Annotated in this window: 26 protein-coding genes; 17 read left to right on the top strand and 9 right to left on the bottom strand. The window is 44.1% G+C overall.

Going from position 1 to position 22,986, the window contains the following annotated elements:
* Positions 1-196: 196 nt before the first annotated feature.
* From AC0J2X_RS16395 to AC0J2X_RS16350, 10 genes are all read left to right on the top strand, one after another.
* The gene (locus AC0J2X_RS16395) at positions 197-901 is read left to right on the top strand and encodes a hypothetical protein (RefSeq protein WP_472996214.1); all 705 of its coding nucleotides are present in this window, start codon (positions 197-199) and stop codon (positions 899-901) included.
* Between the two features lie 483 nt (positions 902-1,384).
* Positions 1,385-1,672, top strand: a complete 288-nt coding sequence (locus AC0J2X_RS16390; protein ID WP_472996213.1) for a hypothetical protein — start codon at positions 1,385-1,387, stop codon at positions 1,670-1,672.
* Positions 1,673-1,824: 152 nt separating this feature from the next.
* A complete protein-coding gene (locus tag AC0J2X_RS16385; RefSeq protein ID WP_061439334.1) occupies positions 1,825-2,106 on the top strand; it encodes a hypothetical protein in 282 nt (93 codons plus the stop codon).
* A 66-nt stretch (positions 2,107-2,172) separates the two neighbouring features.
* Positions 2,173-2,451, top strand: coding sequence for a hypothetical protein (locus AC0J2X_RS16380; RefSeq protein WP_014948138.1), 279 nt, complete (start codon positions 2,173-2,175; stop codon positions 2,449-2,451).
* Positions 2,452-2,579: 128 nt separating this feature from the next.
* Complete coding sequence (locus AC0J2X_RS16375; protein ID WP_232375988.1) at positions 2,580-2,846, top strand: hypothetical protein; 267 nt, start codon at positions 2,580-2,582, stop codon at positions 2,844-2,846.
* Between the two features lie 71 nt (positions 2,847-2,917).
* Positions 2,918-3,169: a hypothetical protein gene (locus AC0J2X_RS16370; RefSeq protein WP_014948136.1), complete on the top strand. Its 252-nt coding sequence runs from the start codon at positions 2,918-2,920 to the stop codon at positions 3,167-3,169.
* 100 nt (positions 3,170-3,269) lie between these two features.
* Positions 3,270-3,602, top strand: a complete 333-nt coding sequence (locus tag AC0J2X_RS16365; protein WP_252119685.1) for a YnfA family protein — start codon at positions 3,270-3,272, stop codon at positions 3,600-3,602.
* Between the two features lie 35 nt (positions 3,603-3,637).
* Positions 3,638-4,066 carry a GNAT family N-acetyltransferase gene (locus AC0J2X_RS16360; RefSeq protein ID WP_061486917.1) on the top strand — a complete coding sequence of 143 codons (429 nt, stop codon included), beginning with the start codon at positions 3,638-3,640 and terminating at the stop codon, positions 4,064-4,066.
* Between the two features lie 52 nt (positions 4,067-4,118).
* Entirely contained in the window at positions 4,119-4,574 is a 456-nt protein-coding gene (locus AC0J2X_RS16355) for a GNAT family N-acetyltransferase (RefSeq protein ID WP_014948133.1), read from the top strand.
* A gap of 24 nt (positions 4,575-4,598) precedes the next feature.
* Positions 4,599-4,928, top strand: coding sequence for a zinc ribbon domain-containing protein YjdM (locus tag AC0J2X_RS16350; RefSeq protein ID WP_014948132.1), 330 nt, complete (start codon positions 4,599-4,601; stop codon positions 4,926-4,928).
* An 88-nt stretch (positions 4,929-5,016) separates the two neighbouring features.
* Here AC0J2X_RS16350 and AC0J2X_RS16345 read toward each other — a convergent pair whose 3' ends face one another.
* Positions 5,017-5,874 (bottom strand): LysR family transcriptional regulator, encoded by an 858-nt coding sequence (locus tag AC0J2X_RS16345; protein ID WP_014978205.1) that lies wholly within the window; start codon positions 5,872-5,874, stop codon positions 5,017-5,019.
* 171 nt (positions 5,875-6,045) lie between these two features.
* On the opposite strand from AC0J2X_RS16345, the gene glyA reads away from it, so the two are divergent.
* Entirely contained in the window at positions 6,046-7,302 is a 1,257-nt protein-coding gene (glyA, locus tag AC0J2X_RS16340) for a serine hydroxymethyltransferase (RefSeq protein ID WP_061439323.1), read from the top strand.
* A gap of 9 nt (positions 7,303-7,311) precedes the next feature.
* Here the strand turns inward: glyA and AC0J2X_RS16335 are convergent, their stop codons facing one another.
* The 5 genes from AC0J2X_RS16335 to AC0J2X_RS16315 all read right to left on the bottom strand — a co-directional run bounded on the left by AC0J2X_RS16335 (position 7,312) and on the right by AC0J2X_RS16315 (position 12,763).
* Complete coding sequence (locus AC0J2X_RS16335; protein WP_472996212.1) at positions 7,312-7,782, bottom strand: hypothetical protein; 471 nt, start codon at positions 7,780-7,782, stop codon at positions 7,312-7,314.
* A gap of 147 nt (positions 7,783-7,929) precedes the next feature.
* Complete coding sequence (locus AC0J2X_RS16330; RefSeq protein WP_039225017.1) at positions 7,930-9,201, bottom strand: NRAMP family divalent metal transporter; 1,272 nt, start codon at positions 9,199-9,201, stop codon at positions 7,930-7,932.
* A 142-nt stretch (positions 9,202-9,343) separates the two neighbouring features.
* A complete protein-coding gene (locus tag AC0J2X_RS16325; RefSeq protein WP_472996211.1) occupies positions 9,344-10,681 on the bottom strand; it encodes an alginate export family protein in 1,338 nt (445 codons plus the stop codon).
* 146 nt (positions 10,682-10,827) lie between these two features.
* Positions 10,828-11,625, bottom strand: coding sequence for a substrate-binding periplasmic protein (locus tag AC0J2X_RS16320; protein WP_014975545.1), 798 nt, complete (start codon positions 11,623-11,625; stop codon positions 10,828-10,830).
* A gap of 19 nt (positions 11,626-11,644) precedes the next feature.
* A complete protein-coding gene (locus AC0J2X_RS16315; RefSeq protein WP_472996210.1) occupies positions 11,645-12,763 on the bottom strand; it encodes a hypothetical protein in 1,119 nt (372 codons plus the stop codon).
* Positions 12,764-13,020: 257 nt separating this feature from the next.
* Here AC0J2X_RS16315 and AC0J2X_RS16310 point away from each other — a divergent pair, with 257 nt between their 5' ends.
* From AC0J2X_RS16310 to AC0J2X_RS16295, 4 genes are all read left to right on the top strand, one after another.
* Positions 13,021-13,362 carry a Rho-binding antiterminator gene (locus AC0J2X_RS16310; RefSeq protein WP_278343511.1) on the top strand — a complete coding sequence of 114 codons (342 nt, stop codon included), beginning with the start codon at positions 13,021-13,023 and terminating at the stop codon, positions 13,360-13,362.
* A gap of 48 nt (positions 13,363-13,410) precedes the next feature.
* Positions 13,411-13,797 carry a VOC family protein gene (locus tag AC0J2X_RS16305; RefSeq protein ID WP_014948123.1) on the top strand — a complete coding sequence of 129 codons (387 nt, stop codon included), beginning with the start codon at positions 13,411-13,413 and terminating at the stop codon, positions 13,795-13,797.
* A 92-nt stretch (positions 13,798-13,889) separates the two neighbouring features.
* On the top strand, positions 13,890-14,201 hold the full coding sequence (locus AC0J2X_RS16300) for a hypothetical protein (protein WP_014948122.1): 312 nt from the start codon (positions 13,890-13,892) through the stop codon (positions 14,199-14,201).
* Positions 14,202-14,423: 222 nt separating this feature from the next.
* Positions 14,424-15,149 carry a YitT family protein gene (locus AC0J2X_RS16295; protein WP_061439314.1) on the top strand — a complete coding sequence of 242 codons (726 nt, stop codon included), beginning with the start codon at positions 14,424-14,426 and terminating at the stop codon, positions 15,147-15,149.
* Positions 15,150-15,839: 690 nt separating this feature from the next.
* Here the strand turns inward: AC0J2X_RS16295 and alr are convergent.
* Positions 15,840-16,916 (bottom strand): alanine racemase, encoded by a 1,077-nt coding sequence (gene alr / locus AC0J2X_RS16290; RefSeq protein ID WP_239241104.1) that lies wholly within the window; start codon positions 16,914-16,916, stop codon positions 15,840-15,842.
* Positions 16,917-17,106: 190 nt separating this feature from the next.
* On the opposite strand from alr, the gene murQ reads away from it, so the two are divergent.
* Both murQ and AC0J2X_RS16280 read left to right on the top strand, forming a co-directional pair.
* Positions 17,107-18,120: an N-acetylmuramic acid 6-phosphate etherase gene (murQ, locus tag AC0J2X_RS16285; protein WP_287498767.1), complete on the top strand. Its 1,014-nt coding sequence runs from the start codon at positions 17,107-17,109 to the stop codon at positions 18,118-18,120.
* A gap of 18 nt (positions 18,121-18,138) precedes the next feature.
* Positions 18,139-19,641, top strand: a complete 1,503-nt coding sequence (locus AC0J2X_RS16280; RefSeq protein ID WP_472996209.1) for an exo-beta-N-acetylmuramidase NamZ family protein — start codon at positions 18,139-18,141, stop codon at positions 19,639-19,641.
* Positions 19,642-19,800: 159 nt separating this feature from the next.
* Here the strand turns inward: AC0J2X_RS16280 and AC0J2X_RS16275 are convergent, their stop codons facing one another.
* Positions 19,801-20,871 (bottom strand): mechanosensitive ion channel family protein, encoded by a 1,071-nt coding sequence (locus AC0J2X_RS16275; protein ID WP_014975538.1) that lies wholly within the window; start codon positions 20,869-20,871, stop codon positions 19,801-19,803.
* Between the two features lie 106 nt (positions 20,872-20,977).
* Positions 20,978-22,951 (bottom strand): glycoside hydrolase family 3 N-terminal domain-containing protein, encoded by a 1,974-nt coding sequence (locus AC0J2X_RS16270; RefSeq protein WP_472996208.1) that lies wholly within the window; start codon positions 22,949-22,951, stop codon positions 20,978-20,980.
* Positions 22,952-22,986: the final 35 nt, after the last annotated feature.

Genomic DNA, 22,986 nt, shown 5'->3' with positions numbered 1-22,986 from the left:
GTTTTCTCCCTTGGTTTGGTCGCCTATTAGGATAAACTCTGTTTATGCTGATAGGGAGGAGGCTCAATGATTATCAAACCGCTGTAGACGCAAGCGGGTTGGGACATATACTTGTAGGCTTCCCTCTCTGCGCTCAGTATTATAGCTTACGTCTATTTGCCCCTTAGTGGGGCTTTAAATGCCACAAGGAAGGTACATGTTTAAACTTTTTTGGTCTTTTATTTTAATTATTTCTCTTTCATGCGTGTCAGCACAAGGTAGTGAAACAACCGTCAATTTGAAGGAAAACACAGTAATTTATCACGGTAAATTATCGCCATCAGCAAATCAGAAACTTCTTTCATTTCTGGAAAATAGTGAAAATAAGGTTGAATGGCTGTCTATAACGTCCGAAGGCGGTGAAATCAATCATGGAATGGATCTTGGTGACATTGTTCATGACTATGATTTAAAGCTTGAGGTCAATGAGTATTGTCTCTCATCATGCGCCAACTACGTTTTTTCTGCAGCAAATCATCACAGGATTTCAAATCACGCAATTATTGGTTTCCACGGTGGTACAACCGGAATGGAGAAAGAAATAACATCGTTTATTGATGCTCTTCCAGAGGAAGAGCGGGAATTAACAAAGCAGAACTTAGAAAAATATATGAAGTCAGCTGTAATTCGTGAGCGAAACTTCTTCGAAAAAATTGGTGTGGACCAGCGAATAACAACACTAGGGCAATCTTCCGAATATAAAGAGTTCGCAGAGAAAGAAGACTTTATCGGCTGGTACTATTCACTCGAAGGGCTTGCTACGCTGGGCGTTTCTAACATTGATGTAGTAAACCCTCCTTGGTCATATCAACATTTGAGCGAAAAAACTAAGTTTTTCAAAGTCAGAGTAGGCGGCATTTAACATTGGGTTATGTCAGCCCATATGAATACGAAGCAAAATACGCTTAACATAGACGTCCACTTTTAATGGGGAAGACCAATGCTTTTCAGAAAGTTCATCAATAAGGAATGTTATGAATCTAAATGCAACATTTTGGGGGCAAGCACTCTTCATCCTCGCGTTAGTTGTAATTTTCTTTACCATCAAATTTGCTAAAGGAAAGGCTGACAATATCGGGTTGGTTGTCATTTACGCCGTCTTGCTCAACTTCTTGATCCCGCCTGTTGGGTGGTTTTATTGTTACCGATGGGCAAGTAAATAATTGCCTAGAACAAATATCATCCTCTTTGTAGCTAGTTTTTTACTAAAGTGAGGTGTGAAAGGTTTTAATTTGTACACATATAACAAGCCAATGAGCACGTTCGCTGCGACGTTAGCTACAGAACTTTGTAGATCAGTTAAGGTCGAAGTTTGGGACAGCAAAATACGTTAAAAGGAATTACCATGAACAAAAAAGCTTTTTTTATTGGCTCAGCCACTTTGCTATCTTCACTGTTAGCCTTTCAATCATTTAGTAACCCAGCTCCCTTAAATTCAGTCCAAAAATGCGCATCTCTACTCCCAAGCGGCTACAACTTTTCCATGACCATAAATGCTAAGATAGATACGAAAGCTGACAAACCAGTAGTGTCAGGCATTCTAGATTTAACAGACGGTACCGAAATACTCCCCCCTGAATTAAGTGCGAAAGTAGAGCCTTTCAAACAATGCGTAGTAAAGCTGATGAAATAGACAACACGGCTCAGGTAACCACAAGCCGTGTGCTTTCAAAATAGATGTCGGCCTTACTAATCAGCCAAGTTCGTCTCACGACTGTATCTTCCCTAGGGAAGACACAATGTTAAGTCGTTATTTACCTCTGGAAACTATCTAACGGGATATTTATGAAAAGCAAAGATGTAAAGGTAAAAGCCAGAATAGCCAAGTTATTGCTTTCATTTTGCTTTGTAGCCTGGGGAGTCACTTGGGTTTATGCATTTATTGCAGATGAATGGGGGTTAATCGCAGGATTTTTTAAAGGCTTAGTACTTGGTGGCTGTTTCGCTGTCATTCCTGCAGCACATGCGATTTATTCATTAACACAAACTAAGTTACCAACATTCAAAATAGTACTCGGTATATCACTAACTTGGTTGTTAATTGTATGCAGTTTATATTTGGTTTAACAGGCCGTAATCTACCAAGTTTCTTTCACAGGATTGTGAGTAGCCAAATCAATCTAAGAGGGATTTATGCAGACTGCGCTAATTATTGTAATTCCAGTAGTTGTTGTTTTGCTGATTATTGGAATTCTAAAGCTCAAACCGTTGTTCAGTTATATGGCAATTTTTGGCTTAGGAGTACTGTCTTCATTCGTAGTGGAGTTCTTTTTTTGCTCTGGCCTGCAAACACAGTGTGAAGCAGATGCGTTAAATATGGTGGGCTTTTTCTTCCATTCTTTTTATGTAATAGCAATTTGTTCAGTTTTTTACGCAATTATGCCTCACGCTTCAAAACAAAAATCGCAGTAAATGTCTTAACAAAATGACGATTAAGACTATAGTGTGTAATTCAGAAAACTTGATTCTATAGGCTGTAGTTCAAGTAAATAAAAAATAATTCGTTGAAATCAATGGATATAGAAACGAGTAGAGGTTAGATGTCTACATTCGGTGAGCTTGGTGCAGCCCTTGTAATTAAAAACCAAAAGATAAGGAGTTCTTTTAATATGAGTTTTTGGCAAATCATTATTTTTGTCGTGCTTTTCAGCCTTACACTTCTACCAGCGTTAATTGCCTTAACATCCAAAAAAGCTAAAGGCATACACAAGTTAGCATGGGGGGTCATTTCCCTTTTCTTTTCGTGGTTGGGGTTTTTAATCTATTACTTCTTTGCAATTAGAGGTATGAGCAAGCAAAGTACATAACGAATCGTTGTTACGCTACACTTTATTATGCCCTTTATTAGACGTTATACGGTGAGAGGAATTTAGATAACATGAAGATTAAATTGATAGTAATCTTGTCAATATGCGTAATCTCAACAGGGTGCGCTTCAACATCTGATAGGGCTGCAAGAGACTTTCTTGATGGGGCTAGTGCCAGTGCTGAAAAAAGACAGCGAGAAGAATCTACTAACCGATACAGCAAAAAGCGTGACCACAAAAACGATGCTATAGAAGATACGGTGTCTGGAGCACTTACCGCGCTTTTTAGAGGCTTGTTTAGCTCTGAAAGCGACGATAACTAGTGAAAGATAGTTTCCTAGCATGGCGTGCGAGTAGCGCTTTAATGCCCTTTTCAAAGGGCATTGTTTGCTCACCATCAGTATTTCAAAAGAGGTCTGCCCGTTGGAATTAAAAACCATTGGTTTGTTTGTTATTACTGCACTTGCTGAAATTGTTGGGTGCTATCTGCCCTACTTATGGTTGAAAGAAGATAAGTCCATATGGTTGTTAGTACCAGCGGCTATATCGCTCGCGCTTTTTGCTTGGCTGTTATCACTGCACCCGACTGCTGCCGGGCGCGTATACGCGGCTTACGGTGGTGTTTACATTTTCATGGCTATTATGTGGCTTTGGCTTGTTGATGGAGTGAAGCCAACGTTATGGGACTTGGTGGGCACCTTTGTCGCTATGATTGGTATGGCGATAATTATGTTTGCACCAAGAAGTCACGGATAAGAGTCTTGCTTGCAATAAATAACGAAGAAAACGCGATGAAGATTACCTTTATTCCAAGTACGAACCTACCAAGGGCTGCTGAGTTTACCTTTAATAACATGCGCGATTATTACGCTCAGTTTGCGCCTGATTGGGACGCCGAAAAAGTGCTTGGGGTTACCGCAGAGCTCATTAATTACGACATTCAAGTAGACAGCGAAACGGTGGGGGTTATGCGCCTTCAATACGACGGTAGAACCTGTATATTGCGCGACCTTCAGGTCATACCCAGCGCACAGAACAAAGGCATAGGCAGTGCTGCCATTGAAGAAGCAGAAAGGCTAGCGTTAGGGGCCAATACTAACTCGCTTGACTTACGAGTATTCAAAGTTAGCCCTGCAGTTTCGCTTTATAAAAAAGTGGGATTTGTCATAAAAAGTGAAGACGACCGCTTTTTTAACATGACTAAACCCTTAAGCACATAACAAACAGGCTTGTACCGCCGTCTATTCAGAATATACCTAAAGGCCAAAGCACATGAAGATTATTATTGATGATCTCACCGGAGGAGAAGTGCTAGCGCTTTTAGAAGAGCATTTGTCTGATATGTATGCTACATCGCCACCTGAGAGCGTACATGCATTAGATGTTGAAGCACTAAAAGCTTCGAACATTACTTTTTTTAGTGGCTGGAAGCAGCAACAGCTTGCGGGCTGCGTCGCTATTAAAACCCTTGATACACATAGCGCCGAGCTAAAATCTATGCGCACCGCCAAACCGTTCAGAGGTTGCGGTGTAGCGTCTCAGTTATTACTTTTTGCCCTAGAACATGCGAAAATGAAGGGGTTTAGTTCGGTAAGTTTAGAAACAGGAACGCAAGACTACTTTTTAGCGGCCAGAACCCTATACAAAAAGTTTGGTTTTGTTGATTGCGGTCCATTTGGCAGTTATTCAATCGATCCCAACAGCCACTTTATGACCCGAGCGCTTTAATTTAGTATTTTAAGAGAATTCCACATGTCGTTACCTCCTTGCCCGCATTGCCAATCAGAATATGTATACGAAGATCAGCCTCTACTTATTTGCCCCGAATGTGGACACGAGTGGAACCCGAACGAGGTAGAAGAGGAAGTCTCAGCAAAAGACTTCAACGGTACACCGTTAGTAGCCGGTGACAAGATTACGCTAGCAAAAGATTTGAAGGTAAAAGGCAGTTCGCTGGTACTTAAAATTGGAACGAAAGCCGTTATCCGTCACGTGAAAGATGCCAAAGACCATCAGCTAGATTGCAAAGTAGATGGCGCGGGTGAAATGATGCTAACTGCGCAGTTTGTTAAAAAGGCATAAGCGGCGTTTTATTGAAAAGCCTCATTTCCTTTTAGCGCGCTTACTTTTTTGTCAACTAGGCGCGCTAGCTATTCCAATTCATCCCTTCTTAAAAATTTGCGACTTCGTTGGTAATGGTTTCAGTAAGCAAGCTAATCGCTTTCGATGACACTTTCTGAGGGTTAACTAAACAAACACCCACATGCCCAAGCTCGGGTAAACTTTCTGAATTAGATAAAACGTGTAGACCAGGTGGCACTGAACTCTTTGCAAGAACGGTTATGCCCAGCCCTTCGTTAATCGCCGTTTGTATGCCATTTAAGTCAGCAATGGTATACACCACCTGCCACGGTTTTTTGATGGCCGATAAAAGATTGGTTGCTCGCTTGCGGTAAATACACGGCGACGGTGCAGCAATAATAGGCAGTTTAGCAGGCACGCTATTTACAAAGCGCTGACTCCCCACCCATACCAATTGATCTGAAATGATGTAGCCGTCTTGCTGAGGATCTGGTGTTTCTTGTAGCGAAAGAATTAAATCGAACTGACTTTTAAGCGGCTCACTAAGTAAGTCTTTACTTAGCGCACAATGCACCTCTAGCGATATTTCCGGATAGGTTTGCGTGAACCGTCGAATAATTTTAGGCATAAGCGTTGTACTAAATTCGCTGGGAATGCCTAACCGAATATTTCCCGTAACCTGCGGCTTGCCGAATTCGGCCATTGCCTGATCGTTAAGAGCCACTATCTTTTCACCATACGACAATAAGCGACTACCAGCGCCAGTCAGTGCCAAGCGGTTTTTGTCGCGGGAAAATAGCTTTTCCCCAATCATTTCTTCTAGTTTTTTTATCTGTAAGCTAATGGCAGGCTGTGTGCGCTGAAGCTGCTCCGCACATTGTGTGTAGCTACCCGTCTGTGCAATAAGTACGAACGAACGCAGAAAATCTATCGATAAGTTTTTCATTACTTTGCTTTACACCTCTCTATTAGCTTTGCCTGCTGTTTTGCCTTACTAGTGCCAAACTTGCTCACAAGTCCATTTAATAAAATTATAATGCCATATTTTTTATTAATTTTATTTATTCTTTTTACACTCCTAGTATCAGATACAAAATAATGACATTTAGGAGCCAGCATGAACCCACTTAACCAGCACCTTCACGAACAAGACCCAGATATCGCAGCATTTATTGCGCAAGAAAACGAACGCCAAGAACATCACATTGAACTGATTGCATCGGAGAACTACACCAGCAAAGCTGTTATGCAGGCGCAAGGCAGTCAGCTAACTAATAAGTATGCAGAAGGCTATCCGGGCAAGCGCTATTACGGTGGCTGCGAGGCGGTGGACAAAGTAGAACAGCTTGCTATCGACAGAGCTAAAGCATTGTTTGAAGCGGACTATGTGAATGTGCAGCCTCACTCTGGCTCTCAAGCGAATACTGCAGTTTATATGGCGCTATTAAACCCGGGCGATACCATTCTTGGGTTGAGCCTTGATCACGGTGGGCACCTCACACACGGTGCAAAGCCTAACTTCTCGGGAAAACTATACAACGCGATTCAGTATGGCTTGAACACAGAAACTGGTGAAATTGACTATGACCAAGTAGAAGCCCTGGCTCAAGAGCACAAACCAAAAATGATTGTAGCGGGCTTTTCTGCTTACTCTCGCGTGGTCGACTGGCAGAAGTTTAGAGACATCGCTGATAGCGTAGGCGCGTATTTACTCGTAGATATGGCACATGTTGCAGGCCTTGTTGCGGCCGGTGTTTATCCCTCGCCAATTAACGCGGCTCACGTGGTTACTACTACTACCCATAAAACACTACGTGGTCCTCGTGGCGGGCTTATTATGTGTAAGTCAAACCCCGAGCTTGAAAAGAAATTCAATTCATTAATTTTCCCTGGCATTCAGGGTGGCCCACTTATGCACGTTATTGCCGCAAAAGCGGTAGCGCTTAAAGAAGCCATGACAGCAGAGTTCCGCGCTTATCAAAAGCAGGTAGTCATTAATGCACAAGCTATGGCTGATGTGTTTATGAAGCGTGGCTTTGACGTAGTTTCTAATGGAACCGACAACCACATGTTCCTGCTAAGTCTTGTAAGCAAAGGAATGACGGGGAAAGAAGCCGACGCGATATTAAATAGCGTGAATATAACGGTAAATAAGAACACAGTACCTAACGATCCGCAGTCGCCATTCGTTACAAGTGGTATTCGAATTGGCACTCCTGCGGTCACTTCACGCAATTTTAGTGAAGAAGACTGTGCTCAATTAGCCCATTGGATTTGTGATGTGTTAACAGCGCCAGAAGACAATGCAGTAGTACAGCAAGTGATAGATAAAGTGGCAACGCTAACAGCGGCTCGCCCCGTTTATACTAAGTAAAACCTAGTACTATACCGAGCGAACTCGTGCGTTGCAGGTAGCCACCATTACCCGCCACACGAGTTTAGCTCGTTCATTAAACTGCACTATTCCCACTCCCCAAGCCTCTTCCATGGCGCGTTGCCACACGCTACACGTTTCAATGGTATCGCCGTACAAGGGGGCTAACGATAAGCTAATGCGTAGCGACTCCAACCATTCCCTAAATAGCGGGTCCTGATTACCTGTTTCACGCATTTGAGAAAGCTGTAGCGAAGCTTGTTGCTTAATACCTTGAAGCCTTTTGTAGATTTCGCGAGGGTCTTCTTGCTGCCCCAAAAGATGAAGTTCGCGCTCAATGTCGTAAGCATTGTGCCAGTGGATAGTTTGCTGCGGTTCTTTTGAACAGCCCCACATTGCCGCACTCACAAGCGAAAGCAGCATGATACGCTTACCCCATAATAAAAGGGTGGAAGGAAATAGTTTTTTGCCACGCACCAAGCTGCGAACTCCTCAAACGATGTCATCTACAGTATAGATGAGTATTGCGCTAGGGCTCGCATAAGTGCGCGTAATTAAACTAATTTACTAAGGCGAGACTTGCGAAGCACCTAAAGTGCTCTGCGCTCTCGTTACGGTAGGAAGCGACTAGCTAAACCACTTCCACCATATAAACACCATTAGAAACCCAAATAGATAGATTAGGCCTAAATAGCTAAGCAGCTTCACTACCACGTTTGGTGCCGCGTCTTGATGAAGCTTGGTTTGTGCCACAAGCTTATGGTTAAGCCAAGCAAACATTGGAGTAGTAACAAAGGCCAGCGTCATCGCAAAGCCTAACATTGCCAATAGCGCAGATTTAAAGAACAACACAATGATAAAACTCGCCACTGCCATGAACAGTAACACCGGCGTTACCAGCGTATTTCGTGCGTTTTTGTCTTTGTTAAAAAGAAGCGCTATTGCTTCAGCAACCACCCTCGCATAACCATCGTAAACGGTTAGCGCCGAACCAAATATGCACAAAAATGCAACCAGTGCGATAAGCCAATGCGCCCACTGTCCAATGGTTGATGAGTACATGCTAATTAGCTGATGGGAAAAGCCGATACCGCTGGTACTCAGCTCTGTACCGCTGCCATACAAAATTAATGCACCTAAGCCCAAAAACAATAATGCGAGTAGCACCGTCACTGCATAACCTAAATTAAAATCGAAAAGGGCCGACTTTGGCGTTACGGCTTGCCCTTTGCACTGGCGCTTTAACCAAAGTGAAGTAATGGACGATATTTCAATAGGTGCGGGCATCCACCCCATTGTGACGACTAAAAAGCCTAATGTAGCGAGCGTCCAAGGCGAAGGCGGCGCCACGGCAGGTGCTGGTGAAGCAGAATAATTGCTTAGTGCCACCACGAATACGGCGACAGTCGCCACCACAAGCACGCCCATTATGCCTTTGGCGATATTGTCCAATCCTTCAAAATGGCCAGCGAGTAGAATGATTAAAATAAGTGCCAAAACCACTGAAGCTGACAACGTTATGGCGATATCGAAAGGAATAAAATACGACAATAAGCTTGCAGCAAACAACAACAGCGCTGCAGCATTGACCACCGACGCAATGGTATTCAAACCCAAGGCAATGGCCAAATATCGTCGTCCCATTCCCAAGTACCCTTGCTGAAGGGTTTGTTTTGTACTGATGGTGTAGCTAACACCTGCTCTAAAGAATGGGTATTTGAGTAAGTTAACTACCAATATAAGCAGCGCTAACTGCCAACCAAACTTCGCCCCCGCTTGAGTTGATGCTACTAAGTGACTACCGCCTACCGCCGCTGTTGCCATAAGCACACCCGGGCCGAGTAATTTTAATAGTGCAATACAACGGGCAAAAAACGATGTTTCAGCTGAATACGACAAGGCAACCTCTAAATGGGCATTTCAAAATAGCCGTTAACCATATCAGTAATATAATAAACAGAAAAGAGAGTACACGCTCATCTGCAAGGCTTGTAGTGTAAGCAGCTGTACCCAGTTTACGCGGGCTATGTAGCCGGAGATTTTAAAAGGTATACAAAGCGCCAGTGAATAAAAAGGCGCTGTTGTCGCTGTAATCTCCACGCGCAAAACCTTCTCCTTTTTTGAGGTAGGCTCCACCTAGCACTAATCGCAACTCGGGTCGCACTTGATAACGCCAGCGAGCTTCCACTTGATGGCCAATGAAACTGTCCACGTCTTGAGGTGCTTTTTGGTACCACATGGCTTTGTAACCAAGCATAATATTGTGCGCTTTTGCTGGCTTAGACACGCTTCGAAGCCCCACTGCTTTTAGGTTTCTACGTGGCATAGCCTGATATACATCAGTAGGTCCGAAATCAAAACGTCGCACGCCGTATAAGGTATCAAAGTCAGAGATTGTGTCATCGCTTGTGTCGTTGTCGCCACTGATATAGTCGACTTCAGCTCTAAGAAAGGTGTTGTCTGTAATCTGTTTCCCAACATAACCAAACAGCATATATGCACGAACGTCTTTCTCGTCTGTATCGTTAGCAGTTGCGGTTTGATAAGAAGTTCCCGTTTGCCCCACCACCTCTATATTTGTTATCAGGCCATTATCGAAAGGCTGGGTAAAGTCCACACTCAATGTGTACAAATCACGGTTTTTGGTGGCAAGTGCTTCACTATCGTCTTCTTTTAACCAGTAGCTTTGCAGCTTGACGTTGTTGTCTTTTGACGCAGCGTACACACCAAAGAATTTTCGTTCGCTAAAGCTTTTGTCGAACGCGCGTTCGTTCCCGTCCAGACTTTCACTGTCAGTAGGAAAGCGAGATACCGGCAGCACGTACACCCCGTGTACTTGCCAATCTGCAACTCTTGCTTCCACCACTATTCCATCATAGCTATTGGTGGCATTGCGATAGGCTGTTTTGGCCAATAGCCTGCGACTGCCGTAGTCGAGCTCCATACGCCCTACTTTTATCGCAGACACTTCGTATAAGCCTGATTCTCGTTCAGGTTTGTAGGTGATAAAAAACTGTGTAGGCTCTAGTGTATTAACCTGATTGGCCGTTAGCGTTGGATCGTTTTCATCCAGAAACACTCGCGAGTCACGTATTTCAATCGTTGCCGCGAGGTTTTGATAACTCACCGTAGAATTCACGATAAAGCGTGTTGAAAGACGCTGATTACTTTGTTCTCGAGCAGCTGATGATGTTGGAAATATAGGGTTATTCAACGACTCGTAGCGCACTCTAAACGAGCCAGAGACATCAAAGGCTATTTCATCACTCGACGCGTTGGCTAACGGGCAAATAACAACGAGTATTAGCAGAAGGCATGTGCTCAACAGCGAGCGAAAACGACCACGCCCGTAAAGTCGCACAAATAAAGGGCTGCGCATTAGGAAATAACCATTACATCAGTATCATGTGCACTGAAGTATATAGATTATTTTTATTATCGCACTGCCCTTTTAGTTTAATTTATTATGCCTTTGGCGTTTAGCCAGCGGGGCTTATCTATAGCCCCTTAGGCCTGAAACGCCAGCTAACGTCTGTCAAAATTCACTTTTTTCTGCGGATGCTGATAGTAGCCTTCTTTTAGAAGGCGTTTAAAGCGGGTCAGTTTTCCGTCCAGCGTTAACTCTTCTAACCCTTTATTAAATAGCGACAGAATAAGCTGACTGTCACTTTCGCCTTTAGGCACTAACAGATGCGTGGTTACAGTTGAGATAAACGGCTTAATGGGCATCACATCTCTGCGGTCGCCACTATCGAAATCACGCTGAAGCAAGTACCATCCGGTTAACTCATCAATGGGAAAAACATCAATTTTACCGTCAATCAGCGCCTGTAAATTGTCTTTGTCTGTGGCACTTTCCACAACATTACTGCTGCTTTTAATGTAAGCGGCAAGTTCATCGTTGTATAAATACCCTTCCGTTACGCCCATCTTCAGGTCTTTTAAGTCGCTTAATTCAGCCCAAGTATCAGGGCCCTTTTCAGCATTAACATAAAACACCAAGCTTTCCGCACTAATAGGGTTACTGTGGAAAAACTCACTTTCCCGGGCGCGCACAAAATTGCCGTATGAGATGGCGTCGTATTCGCCTTTTAGCGTTGCTTCAAGCGCTTCTTCCCAGGGTAAAGATACAAACTCAACCACAACGCCCGTCTCTAAAAACGCATCAGCGATTATGTGATTGATATAACCGTCGTGCTGCATATCAGTTGACGTATAAGGGGCATACTCTGTGGTCGCTATTCGCAGTTTCATCCACGCATGGGCAAAACTTTGCATTGGAACTAGCGCTAGTATAAATGTCGCTATTAATAGTAATCGCATGTCAAAGTCCTGTTAGTGATTAGAAGTAAATACCAAGGTTTATGTTCAGGCGGTGGGTAGTTTCTTGTCTACCACCTAAGTCGAGTCCCACGCCCGGACCGCCTGAGAACCACATGCTTTTGCCTTGGATACTATCTACATATACAAACAATTTATCCCAGCCAAAGCTACAGCCGTTTATCCACTGCGACGAGTTTTTCCCTTCACTTCCTTCACCTTTTGCCACGCTGTACTCTGAGTAACAAGTAAGTGATTCTATGTGAGTAAACTTATAAGGCACAGAGTACACAAGGTTTGCTGAATAGGTTTTACCGTCGGCCGCGGCTAAGAACGGGAAGGTGAAAGAGGATAGCGCTATGCGATCGTCTGCTTGCCCTTCTGGTGCAGCCAAATCGTATTCATAATCGATATACTGCAGTTCGACTTTTAGGTCGCCTTGGGTATGGCGCATATGCACGGCATAGGCATTCATATCACCATCGTCCAGGGTATCCAGGTTTAAGATGTTGCCGTATTGGTAAGACACGCCAATATCGGTAGTGCCTCCGCGAATAAAGTTTGCTGTGTAGTTAGCACGTAAATTGTATTGGCCGTCTTCTTTATTTCGATATTCACCGTCATCCGCCACGTCGAACGAATAGCGCCCAAACTCAGCGGCATCGTTGTACTCGTCGTTCATAAAATAGGCGGCTTGAAAATCCCAGTTGCCCCAATCGTGGTTTATTTTCACCCCAGCATCGTAATCATCTTCGAAGCCAAGATAATAATTTACCGAGAACCAAAAGTTGTTACTGGCAAAGGGCTGCAAACCAAACGGGGTTTGGGTTATACCTGCGGTAATCTCGGTTTGCTCATCGAAATGATAAGTCAGGTCGGCGAACCTTACTGTGTCGAAGTCGGTGTTTTCGTACCATCGATATTCGGCTTTATAGCTAAATTGATCTGACTCACCCGACACGCCAAGTTTGAATGATTCAAATTCGAAACCATCTCTAAATTCGGGAATTTGCCAGTCTTGATGCCCGTAGTTAACCCTAACATGACCGCTTAAATTAAAGGGAAGTTCGTCGGCATTAGCGAAGCTTGAGGTGCACGAGGCTATTGAAACTAAAGAAAATGCGGATAGTAGCTTGTTCATTACTGTTCCTGTATTGAATTTTTGGCGGGAACCCTTTGCTAAAAAATGCCTCTAAGAAACATGAGGGGCGTTCAAGCGCTTAGGCGTATCGCGCACCAAAATAAATCCTTCAGTACTAACAATACTGAGCAAACCTTAAAAAAAGATCATTTGTTAAGGTCAGACTTCTGTGACGTGACTCAAGCAAATTAATCGCCCCCCGCGAGGCGGCGGCATTTAAACATTGGTCGTTTACTGTGGAAAGTGAAGTGCTATGTATGCGCGGTAGATGCGGAAAGTTTTGCTGTGAACGTCAGGTCTACTCTACTAATTGGTCGCCACTTGAACAGCAAATAGGGGAATATGTGAACATAGCGTGCCAGCTTTACGACTACATCGAAATTGCCTGCATGTATGGGCTTGAGGTGAGCGTAGTATTAAAAGACGGGAATACGGTAAGGGGTACAGCACTGACCACAGTTATCGATAAACGCAACGACGTGGCCACAGAGTGTATTCAAATGTCCATCGACAAAACCACGCAAAATATTGCGCTTAATGAAATCGCTCAACTTCATGCAATAACTGACAACCCGCATTTCAGCTCAGTCAGCTTTTAGGTAGTATGCGCAGCTAACTTAGCTTAACTTTCAAAGTGATCCTGATTTATGACGCAAAACCTCTCGGCCATTACTTTTTTTGTAGACGACTACGACAGTGCCGTTGAATACTTCACCACGGTTTTAAACTTTACCTTAACCGAAGACAAAGTAACCGGCGAAAACTCGCGTTTTGTTCTGGTAACCCCACCACACAGTGCTACGAGCTTGTTGTTGGCGCAAGCAAAAAATGACACAGAAATGGCACTCATTGGCAGCCAAGCCGCCGATAAAGTATTTTTAATTTTGAATACTGACGACTTCTGGCGCGACTTCAATGCCATGCAAAGCAAAGGGGTGGCATTTTTAGAAACCCCTCGGGAAGAAGTGTATGGTACGGTAGCCATCTTTAGAGATAAGTTTGGCAATAAGTGGGATTTGATCCAAACCACCTAATTGCACTTTATATAAGTGCGCCTTGTCGTTGCGATATTTTTTGCGGCAAGGTTTTAAATGAATAGTGTAAGGAAGTAGAGGAGAAGTAGCACGTGCAGGCCATGAAGCGTTCCATTATTGCTGATGTTGTTGCAATAGCGGCAATAGCACTGTTGATCACTACGACGTTTTATTGGATAGAAGCAAGGCGCGAAGTCATAATTCTCTGCGATAATTTTACGCCTGGCGTATCGAAAAAAAGTGTCGAACGCCAGCTAGATACTGCAAACTTATTGTTGTGGGATACAGAGTTTGTTGCAAATGGCAGCAAAATTGAAGCATATAGCCCTCTACACCTAGGCATTATGAAATGCAGCGTAGAATTTAATAAGCAAGATACCGTTGTATTCTCTATTGTTGAGTAATCAGACTCCCTAGCAGCTTCCTCTACTTTTTGCGTTTTATGTGAACCAGGTTGGTGCAACGTTTACATCGACGCAACACCCTATTCACCGGTGCGCTAAAAGTCGTAAAGGCAAACTTACCTTCCGCCATTTATCGCACCGAGTTAACTTTTCATCTCGCTGTAACCTACTGTGTTGTAAACGTATAATTACGCTGTGTCTTCTTAACGCAAACTTTTTCTTATGCAAAAAACAAAACACAGTGTCATCGAGGATGTTTTCGCCCTGATAAGCGCCGGCTTGTTTGTTGCTTTTGGCGTATATTTATTTCAGTCTCAAGACTTAATGGTAGGTGGCGCGGCAGGCTTAGCGCTATTAGGTACTTATGCCGTAGATATGGACTTCGGCTTGCTATTCTTTCTGATTAACTTACCGTTTTACACCCTAGCTTGGACGCAAATTAGCAAGCGTTTCACCATTAACACCTTCATATCCGTCACCACGGTTTCTGTACTAACCGAGCAAATTCCAGCGTTTGTGGATATTAGCCACGTAAACCCATTTTTTGCGGCGGTATTTGGCGGTATTTTAATTGGTGTAGGTATGCTGATGATGTTTCGTCATAGCTCAAGCCTTGGTGGCGTTGGTATTATGGCGTTCTATTTACAACAGCGTTTCAATATTAGAGCCGGTACATTCCAGCTAACCGTAGATAGCTGTATATTACTTAGTGCTCTGTTTTTCATCGCTTGGCCTTTAGTGCTGATTTCAATTTTAGCGGCATTTTGTTTGAATATGGTTATTTCGCTTAACCATAGACCAGAGCGTTACTTCCCAGTGCAAGGCGAATCTGAGTCAAAAAAGGCAAACGCTGAGTTAAACAATGCCGATACCAATCACTTGGAAAATCGTGCTGAAAACAGCCTAGAACAGTGCTTAGACAGCGAGCTTCGCGCACAAAACGGCTAAATTTACTCAGCCAGTCTTTGCCATTCGGTCATAAATTTTCGCTGTTACTCCCCTCAAAAAGAGACAGCAGCGATGATTAGGGCAACAAATAAAAAGCCCGGTTAGGCACAACCTAACCGGGCTTTCTTGTATCTTTTATTTGTATTCCTAGACGCCTACAACAAACCTATTGCTTCTTCTGAACGGGTCTTGACGGTCGACTTACTACTCCACGGTTCACTCTTGGACGAGAAAACGAAGTACGCATACAAACCTCACTTATGAGTTGTTGCTCAGCACAGTTGGAGGCGAAACATTCACCGCAATCCCGCGACCAAGCCGATACAGTATAGGCTCAAAATGGGGGTAAAAGTCTCATTCTTTTAATGAATAGTGCTTTATTAAATTATACCAATCCGCATAGATCATTGCCCACTCAGAAGGCACTGGCAAGTTTCCTAGCAAAGCGTGGGATTGCAGGAATGGCTGTTCCCTTTCAAATTCCCAGAATGCAGCTAGGAGGCTTGCCAGCGCCTTCCCAAAGGGCGAGTTTAAAATGTCCGTACTCTTTGTTGTGTCACCTTGATGTAGAACCACTATACCTGCGGTAACACGCCGCGATTACGAACATTTTAACTCTCGCTGAGAGGGCAATTATCTATGCGGACTGGTATTAAATAAAGATTGGCCAAATTGGCACTGCTTTGAAAGTTAAAGGTATTTTACAATGCGCGGCACCCGTTGAGAAACGCGGGTCATTAATTCGTAGTCGATAGTGTCAGCATTAGCCGCAACTTCCTGAATTGGTACATTCTGCCCCCAGAGCTCAACTTCATCGCCCACCGCGACGTTGTCGATATGAGTTACATCGATTGTGATCATGTCCATAGAAACGCGGCCAGCTAAATAGGCGCGTTTACCTCTAATCATTACCGGCGTACCGTTTTTGCAGTGTCTTGGATAGCCATCGGCATAACCAATGCCAACGGTTGCAATTTTGCTGGGCTTACTTGCTACCCAGGTTTGACCATAACCAATTCCCTCGCCTGCCGGTATGGTTCGTACCGCTAATACACTGGAGCGAAGTGTCATGGCAGGGTAGATTTCAATGTCGAGATTTTGTGAGGTAGAAACGGCACCGCCATAAACCCCCACACCTAAACGGTTCCAAGCATTTCGACTTGCAGGCCAGTTTACCGTGGCGGGAGAATTAGCCACGCTGGTTGGCAAGTCCAATTTACTCGCTACTTGTTTGAACGCATCGATTTGCGTGTTGGTAAAATTATTATCTACATCGTCAGCGCACGCAAAGTGCGTAGCAATAACCGTTTGCTCGCTAAGTAAATGATTGTACTTAGCAGCAATCCCTTCGATATCGAAAAGGGCAAAACCCAACCGGTGCATGCCGCTATCCACTTTAAGCCAAATATGCGGGCGCTGCTGTTCGGGGCAGCTTTCTAACCACGTAAGCTGTTCTTCGCAGTGCATAACTAATATACAGTTATGCTGAAATGCCATTTGGCACTCTTTTGCCTGATGTGCCCCTTCTAACACCACAATAGGCGCAGAAATTCCCGCGTCGCGAAGCGCAATGGCTTCTTCAATTATTGCTACGGCAAAACGCGAAGAAACATGCTGAAGAATGCGCGCAACATTTACTGCTCCATGACCATAAGCATCGGCCTTTACTACCGCCATAGACTGACTTGAGGGCGCTAAAGCAGCAAGGGCTTTAAAATTATGTAAAAGGGCATCAGCATGAATGATAGCTTGCGTTTGTCGGCTCACAGAAAAACACGTTCCTTAAATGTTTAATGAGAAAGAATATCGAAAGCCAAAGTGTACCACGAGAAACGTATTAGCTGCGCAGGATTAATAATGAAAAACGTATCATCTAACGCAAGGTTTCTTATGGCATAAAATACCGTTATGCTTTGCGCTAGCTCATTATCACAATTTCGTTGCCCCAAGGTTTTCAATGTCTTCGCACAATTCTTCTACTTCAGAATCATCCGCCAACGCCAGTATTAAAAATACAGTCAGTACTGACAATGAAGCGGCAGGTAATAAACCCACCGTTAACGAATTAGCCCAGTCACTGAATAAAATTGTGTCCGAAGGCAGAAACCCAGACACCCTCGATATAGACACACTAAGCACGGAAGGCATTCTTGCCCGCATTAACAACGAAGACGCGAAAGTGGCAAACGCAGTTACCTCGCAAATTCCGCAAATTGGAAAAGCGGTGGATGCTGCAACCACTAGCATTAGAAATGGTGGCAGGCTTGTTTATATAGGCGCGGGGACCAGCGGCAGGCTGGGCATACTTGATGCCGTAGAGTGCCGCCCAACGTTTAGCGTGCCTGATGAACTGGTTGTTGGCGTGATAGCTGGCGGTGAAAAAGCCATTCAGCACGCCGTAGAAGGTGCAGAAGATGACGTCGACGCGGGGCGTGCTGATCTTGTAGCGCTGTCCTTAAACCACAACGATACCGTTATTGGTATTTCGGCAAGCGGTCGTACACCCTATGTAAGTGGCGCACTGGAATATGCCCGTTCGCTTGGCTGCTTTACTGGCGCTATTGCATGTAGCCCTAACGCCGCTATTTTTACCCATGCTGATGTAGCTATATGCCCAGTTGTTGGTCCTGAGGCACTTACTGGCAGTACGCGCATGAAGTCGGGTACGGCGCAAAAGCTAATTCTTAATATGATTAGCACCAGCACAATGATTAAGCTGGGGAAAACCTATCAAAACTTAATGGTAGATGTGAATGCCACTAACGAAAAACTAAAAGCCCGTGCGCTTCGCATAGTTATGCAGGCTACGGACTGCAGTGAAAATGCTGCTTTAGCAGCGCTTAGTGCGTGTAACAACAAAGCTAAAGTTGCTATTTTAATGGTATTAACGGGGCAATCTGCCGAGCAGGCCGCCGCTCAATTAGATGCTAGCGGTGGGTATTTACGTTCCGCCGTGAATAAAAGCGAATAACCACGGTAGCCTAATGCTATGAAAGTTTTAACTTCGGTCACATTGAACAAGGTTTTTAGACGCCTAACGTCGAGCGCATTCATTGCAATACTATCTTCAGCACTAATTAGCTTATCGCTTAACGGCTGTGCACAGCAAAGCTTATCTACACATGTATATACAAGTGATACAGGTGGCAACGCGAAGCATCCTACACTAATAGAAAAGCAGCCTGTATCAAGCACTAAGCCGTTTACTGTAGGCGCTGAACGCTATTCGAAATACCTGCCCTTGCTAGCAGGTAAACGGGTTAGTTTGGTGGTAAACCAAAGCGCGTTGGTTTCGAGCCACAGCGCATTGCCTTCTAGCACGGTTGAGCCTGAAGAGCGCGAATCGAGCAACAGCTTGGCTGCACAAAAAAATAAGATAAAGACAAGCCAGCGCAATCAGCACCTGCTTGATGCCCTTCTTCAACGCAGTGTTAATGTTGTAAGTATTATGTCGCCGGAGCACGGATTTAGAGGAGACAAAGGCGCCGGCGAAAAAGTAGATAGCAATATTGATGCTAAAACCGGTATACCTATTCACTCCCTTTACGGCGCAACCAAAAAGCCTACCCCCGACATGTTGGATGGCATCGACGTGATTGTTTTCGATATTCAGGATGTAGGCGTACGCTTTTATACCTATTTAAGCACCTTGCACTATGTGTTGGAGGCGGCATTTGCGCGTAATATCGACGTTATCGTGTTAGATAGGCCAAATCCTAACGGCCGTTATGTTGACGGCCCAGTACTTCAATCTGAATTTTCGTCGTTCATTGGCATGCATCCTATTCCCGTCTTACACGGTATGACCTTGGGCGAACTTGCTCAAATGATTGTGGGGGAACAGTGGTTAGATATTGACGTGAGCAGTTATGACAACGCTAAGCTTACCGTTGTCCCAGTGCAGGATTATCAACGCACTGCACATTATTCATTGCCCGTAGCCCCTAGCCCTAATCTGCCAAACGATTTATCGATACTCCTTTATCCAACGCTGTGCTTTTTTGAGGGCACCGACGTGAGTATAGGTCGCGGCACTGACTTTCCCTTCCAACTTATTGGCCACCCGTTTGTTGAATTTGGTAAAACCGAGATACCGGTAAATGCAAATAGCGCAGCGCCCCACCCTAAACATGAAAATACTCTGCTAAGTGCACATGTCTTTTCTTATGCTGATCCAACGATCTTTGAAGGCTCTGACTCTAAGCAAACAACTCACAAGCGCTCACCAATTAGTGGCTTAGATATCGCTACATTGACAGATGCCTATTCTCGTTTTTCTGAATATAACAAGATGATCAGCGCCAGTAATGCCTCTGAAGAAACCTTCTTTACTCGCCCAGATTTCTTCGACAAATTAGCGGGCACTGATGCACTACGAATTCAAATTCAGACTGGCAAAACGCCTACAGAAATTCGCCAAAGTTGGCAGAAAGATTTAAATAAATTTAGAGAAATACGAAAGGCCTATTTGCTTTACGACGACACGGATTGATCGACAGATAAGCACCTTTAGCTTTGAGAATTTGAGGTATCATATCAAGGTAAATGTGGAGGAAGTGTTAGCGATACTAAACTTACCACATAATGCGTAAGTAAATACTCACACCCGCATAGCCCCAGATTTAATGGAAGCTAAAAAAGTTAGTAAAAACTAACCTTCTTCATTTTTTGTTTTTACCAAAGCTGCGAGCTGAGCTTCAGCGGTGGCTTTTTGATGTTTAAGCTCATCTCTGTTTTCGCCGTCACTCTCAGCGATTTTTGCATCAATATCGGCGATCGTCTGCATCAGCGTTTCTTTACTTTTTTCTTTTTGCTCGGCCTCTTCAGCTTTGTCAAAAATAACGTCTTCAGGAGATGCTTCTTCTTGTTTAGTGTGTCCAGGCGATTTAGCTATCATTTTCAAGCCGTCAGGTTGGGGGCGTTGATTCATAAAGCTAGGAGAAACAATTTCAATATCGGCATTATGCAAAGCGTCGAGTACGGCTTTGTGAAGTCTTGAACGCGCGCTCAGCAAACTCTTTACTTCGGTTAGTAGACCTGAAATGCGATAACTTACTGAAAAGTCGCCTAACCCAACTACTTGTACAAATGGCTCTAACAGCTGAGCATTTTCAGCTGCAACAAGTAAGTGCTTTTCAATAATGCTGTGATGAATATCGTAACCTAAGCTGATATCCACACTAACAATTGCGCCAGACGCTCTGGTCACAGAAACGGGCGAATTCACCATCAGCGTATTGGCAAAGGCAATAAGCTCTCTGCTCTCAGTCTGAATTTCCACATCGAGCAAGCCCATTTCGGTAACGCGACCGCTGTAGCCTTCTACCTTGATAAAGTCACCCACTTTAAACGGACGATTTACACGAAGTACGATCCCCGCCATCAAATTCCCTACCATGGTGGTAGAAGAAAAGGCAATCACACCTGATATAAGTACGCCGATAAGTGCAATAACCTGATTTCTAGTACTCTCACTTACAGGGAGCGTCATTGCAATTACAACAGCGCCAATGATAGTAAGTACCAACATTCCAACTTGGCGAGGTAACTTCTGCTCACTAGTAAGATGGCTCTGCTTGGCTAGCAGAAGGTAGTGCAGTGCGATGAGCGCACTTATTACCAATACAATAGCGACAAGAAGCGGAACAAAAGGGAACAACGCACTTAATACCGTATCGACTAATGAAGTTTGCGTAGCACCTGATGTATTTGTTGTATTCACGATAACTCCTTTTAAAATGGCTTTTGAAATGGCTTTTGGCTTGGCTCTTTGTTCGCACTTAAATGGGCAATATCTTTGGTCTTGGTCTCTGCTTTCGCGTGGCCACCTATTTCAACGAAACAGGTGAACGTCCCTCAGCGAGCGCGCTACCAAGTATTACATCAACCAAAGCATTAAGACTATAGCTCGTAACGTGCTGATTTTCTTTATCACTTTGCTGTGTAATGTTCACCGCATAACTAAATGTAGCAATAGCAACATCGGCTAGCTCTTTCACGTCATGCGCTTTATATGGCATGCGCAGTGGAGCAAAGACCACGGTTTTATTCTGTGCTTTCGCAGCAACCATTATTTTTTTGCTAAATGCCATCACCTCAGTCTCGCTTGCGCGTCGTTTCACATGCTCAGGTAAATCGACTCCTCCTAATTCATAGTTAGCATGTAGCGGACTAATATTACCAACCACCAGCACGTCAGCTTGTTTTAGTAGATTCATTGCTAATTGGGTTTTAGGTAACGCAGTTAACGGCAAACACGCAAACTCCAGAGTCTTATTGTTGAAGTTGGAACGTGCGCGTGTAAGCGCGGCTTCAAATGCTAAACATCTTGCTGCGTCTGGCATAAGCGCCAACCAGCGATTTGAAGTTATTGGCAACTCATCCTTCCCGAAGAGTACAGAAACTGACGATTCAGAAAGCGCTTTCTCAATTTGAATTCCTCTGTTTTTCAAACTGTTAGGGTTATTCATTGAAGCATTTTCTTTCGCTTCATTGAGCCACCATGACATGGGCTTGGAAATAAAATTTTGCAAAGCAAAGCGCTGTTTTGCCTTAATAATACGATTATGAGACGCTTTCAAGAAAGCGCTTTCCGACATTCGATTTGCTGCATTATCCACAAGTAACGCGAACTTTTTTATGTCGTCTTGGTTTCTTATGGTGAACGGCATAAGCGCAATATCAGCACCTGCGCTGAATGCACTGACTAATGCTTCTTCATGGGAGAAAAACTGAGTAATACCTGCCATGTCTAACGCGTCAGTAACGATAAGGCCTTGATATCCTAATTGGTTGCGAAGCAAATTGCTTAGTATCTTCTTCGACAAAGTAGCAGGAACTATTTGTGACTTACCATGCTTATCAATAATTGTCGTATCGTCTAAAGACGGGTACTGAATGTGTGCACTCATTACCATTGCAGGAGGCGTTGCACTATTAATGATATTCGCAAAAGGAAGGATGTCACCCGCCATAGCTTGCGCTTTGCTATGCGTTACTTGCGGCAATCCACTGTGGCTATCTACATGGGTATCACCATGGCCTGGAAAATGTTTGATAGCACTCATTACACCCGTACTTTGCATAGCACTGACAAATGTCTGCCCGAGTGCGGCTACCTGCTCTGGATTTTCCGAAAAGCTGCGTACGTTAATAACGGGGTTCTTCGGCTCGCTATTTACATCAACCGACGGCGCAAAATTGGTGTTTATTCCCAGCGGTAAAAGCGTTTGGCCAATATGCGATGCCACACTGTGCGCAAATGCGCTGCCTCGCTGATGAAAAGTGGCGCCAATGGCCATATTTCCCGCAAACGGCGAGAGCATGTCTGAAGGCAACCTTGCTACTCTGCCCCCTTCTTGATCGACAGCAATAAACAACGGCTGACGACCTGCCCTTACCATATGCTGCTGCATGGTGTAATTGAGCGAAATTAACTGCTCGGTATTTTGAATGTTCTCTGAAAACAAAATAACACCGCCGATGTTGTGCGTACTAAGCACATTTAAAAGTGACGGTGGAATTACGGTCATGGGCGTACGGCAGCGCGAAGACGGCGTATTGTCTTCACAGAAATAGCGAAAATCCAAAATGATTTTTTGCCCGAGCATGTTTTTTACAGCGCGAATTGTTTCGGTATTAGCGCTGGGCTTAGGATTATTCGAAGCGTTAGCACTTCCAGATTGAGCGGTTGCGCTAGCAGTAAACAGTGAAGCACTTAATAAAATGAGTATGCCTGACAAGATAGCGCTAAGGCCCATCAATGAAGTACGTTTTTTACAAATAACTTGCTGGAATAACAATGTTTATCTAATCCTTGGTAACACGAAGCACAATA

This window comes from Alteromonas sp. R7, from assembly GCF_055755235.1.
Note: the sequence above shows the minus strand (reverse complement) of the source record. Positions and strands in the feature narration are given on the sequence as shown.

Excerpts from the sequence above, each read along its gene's own strand:
- AC0J2X_RS16280 (WP_472996209.1), top strand. The coding sequence starts at position 18,139 with ATGAAAGTTTTAACTTCGGTCACATTGAACAAGGTTTTTAGACGCCTA.
- AC0J2X_RS16360 (WP_061486917.1), top strand. The coding sequence starts at position 3,638 with ATGAAGATTACCTTTATTCCAAGTACGAACCTACCAAGGGCTGCTGAG.
- AC0J2X_RS16390 (WP_472996213.1), top strand. The coding sequence starts at position 1,385 with ATGAACAAAAAAGCTTTTTTTATTGGCTCAGCCACTTTGCTATCTTCA.
- AC0J2X_RS16355 (WP_014948133.1), top strand. The coding sequence starts at position 4,119 with ATGAAGATTATTATTGATGATCTCACCGGAGGAGAAGTGCTAGCGCTT.
- AC0J2X_RS16325 (WP_472996211.1), bottom strand. The coding sequence starts at position 10,681 with ATGCGCAGCCCTTTATTTGTGCGACTTTACGGGCGTGGTCGTTTTCGC.
- AC0J2X_RS16375 (WP_232375988.1), top strand. The coding sequence starts at position 2,580 with ATGTCTACATTCGGTGAGCTTGGTGCAGCCCTTGTAATTAAAAACCAA.
- AC0J2X_RS16305 (WP_014948123.1), top strand. The coding sequence starts at position 13,411 with ATGACGCAAAACCTCTCGGCCATTACTTTTTTTGTAGACGACTACGAC.
- AC0J2X_RS16370 (WP_014948136.1), top strand. The coding sequence starts at position 2,918 with ATGAAGATTAAATTGATAGTAATCTTGTCAATATGCGTAATCTCAACA.
- AC0J2X_RS16320 (WP_014975545.1), bottom strand. The coding sequence starts at position 11,625 with ATGCGATTACTATTAATAGCGACATTTATACTAGCGCTAGTTCCAATG.
- glyA (WP_061439323.1), top strand. The coding sequence starts at position 6,046 with ATGAACCCACTTAACCAGCACCTTCACGAACAAGACCCAGATATCGCA.
- AC0J2X_RS16395 (WP_472996214.1), top strand. The coding sequence starts at position 197 with ATGTTTAAACTTTTTTGGTCTTTTATTTTAATTATTTCTCTTTCATGC.
- AC0J2X_RS16380 (WP_014948138.1), top strand. The coding sequence starts at position 2,173 with ATGCAGACTGCGCTAATTATTGTAATTCCAGTAGTTGTTGTTTTGCTG.
- AC0J2X_RS16385 (WP_061439334.1), top strand. The coding sequence starts at position 1,825 with ATGAAAAGCAAAGATGTAAAGGTAAAAGCCAGAATAGCCAAGTTATTG.
- AC0J2X_RS16310 (WP_278343511.1), top strand. The coding sequence starts at position 13,021 with ATGCGCGGTAGATGCGGAAAGTTTTGCTGTGAACGTCAGGTCTACTCT.
- AC0J2X_RS16350 (WP_014948132.1), top strand. The coding sequence starts at position 4,599 with ATGTCGTTACCTCCTTGCCCGCATTGCCAATCAGAATATGTATACGAA.
- AC0J2X_RS16345 (WP_014978205.1), bottom strand. The coding sequence starts at position 5,874 with ATGAAAAACTTATCGATAGATTTTCTGCGTTCGTTCGTACTTATTGCA.
- AC0J2X_RS16295 (WP_061439314.1), top strand. The coding sequence starts at position 14,424 with ATGCAAAAAACAAAACACAGTGTCATCGAGGATGTTTTCGCCCTGATA.
- murQ (WP_287498767.1), top strand. The coding sequence starts at position 17,107 with ATGTCTTCGCACAATTCTTCTACTTCAGAATCATCCGCCAACGCCAGT.
- AC0J2X_RS16315 (WP_472996210.1), bottom strand. The coding sequence starts at position 12,763 with ATGAACAAGCTACTATCCGCATTTTCTTTAGTTTCAATAGCCTCGTGC.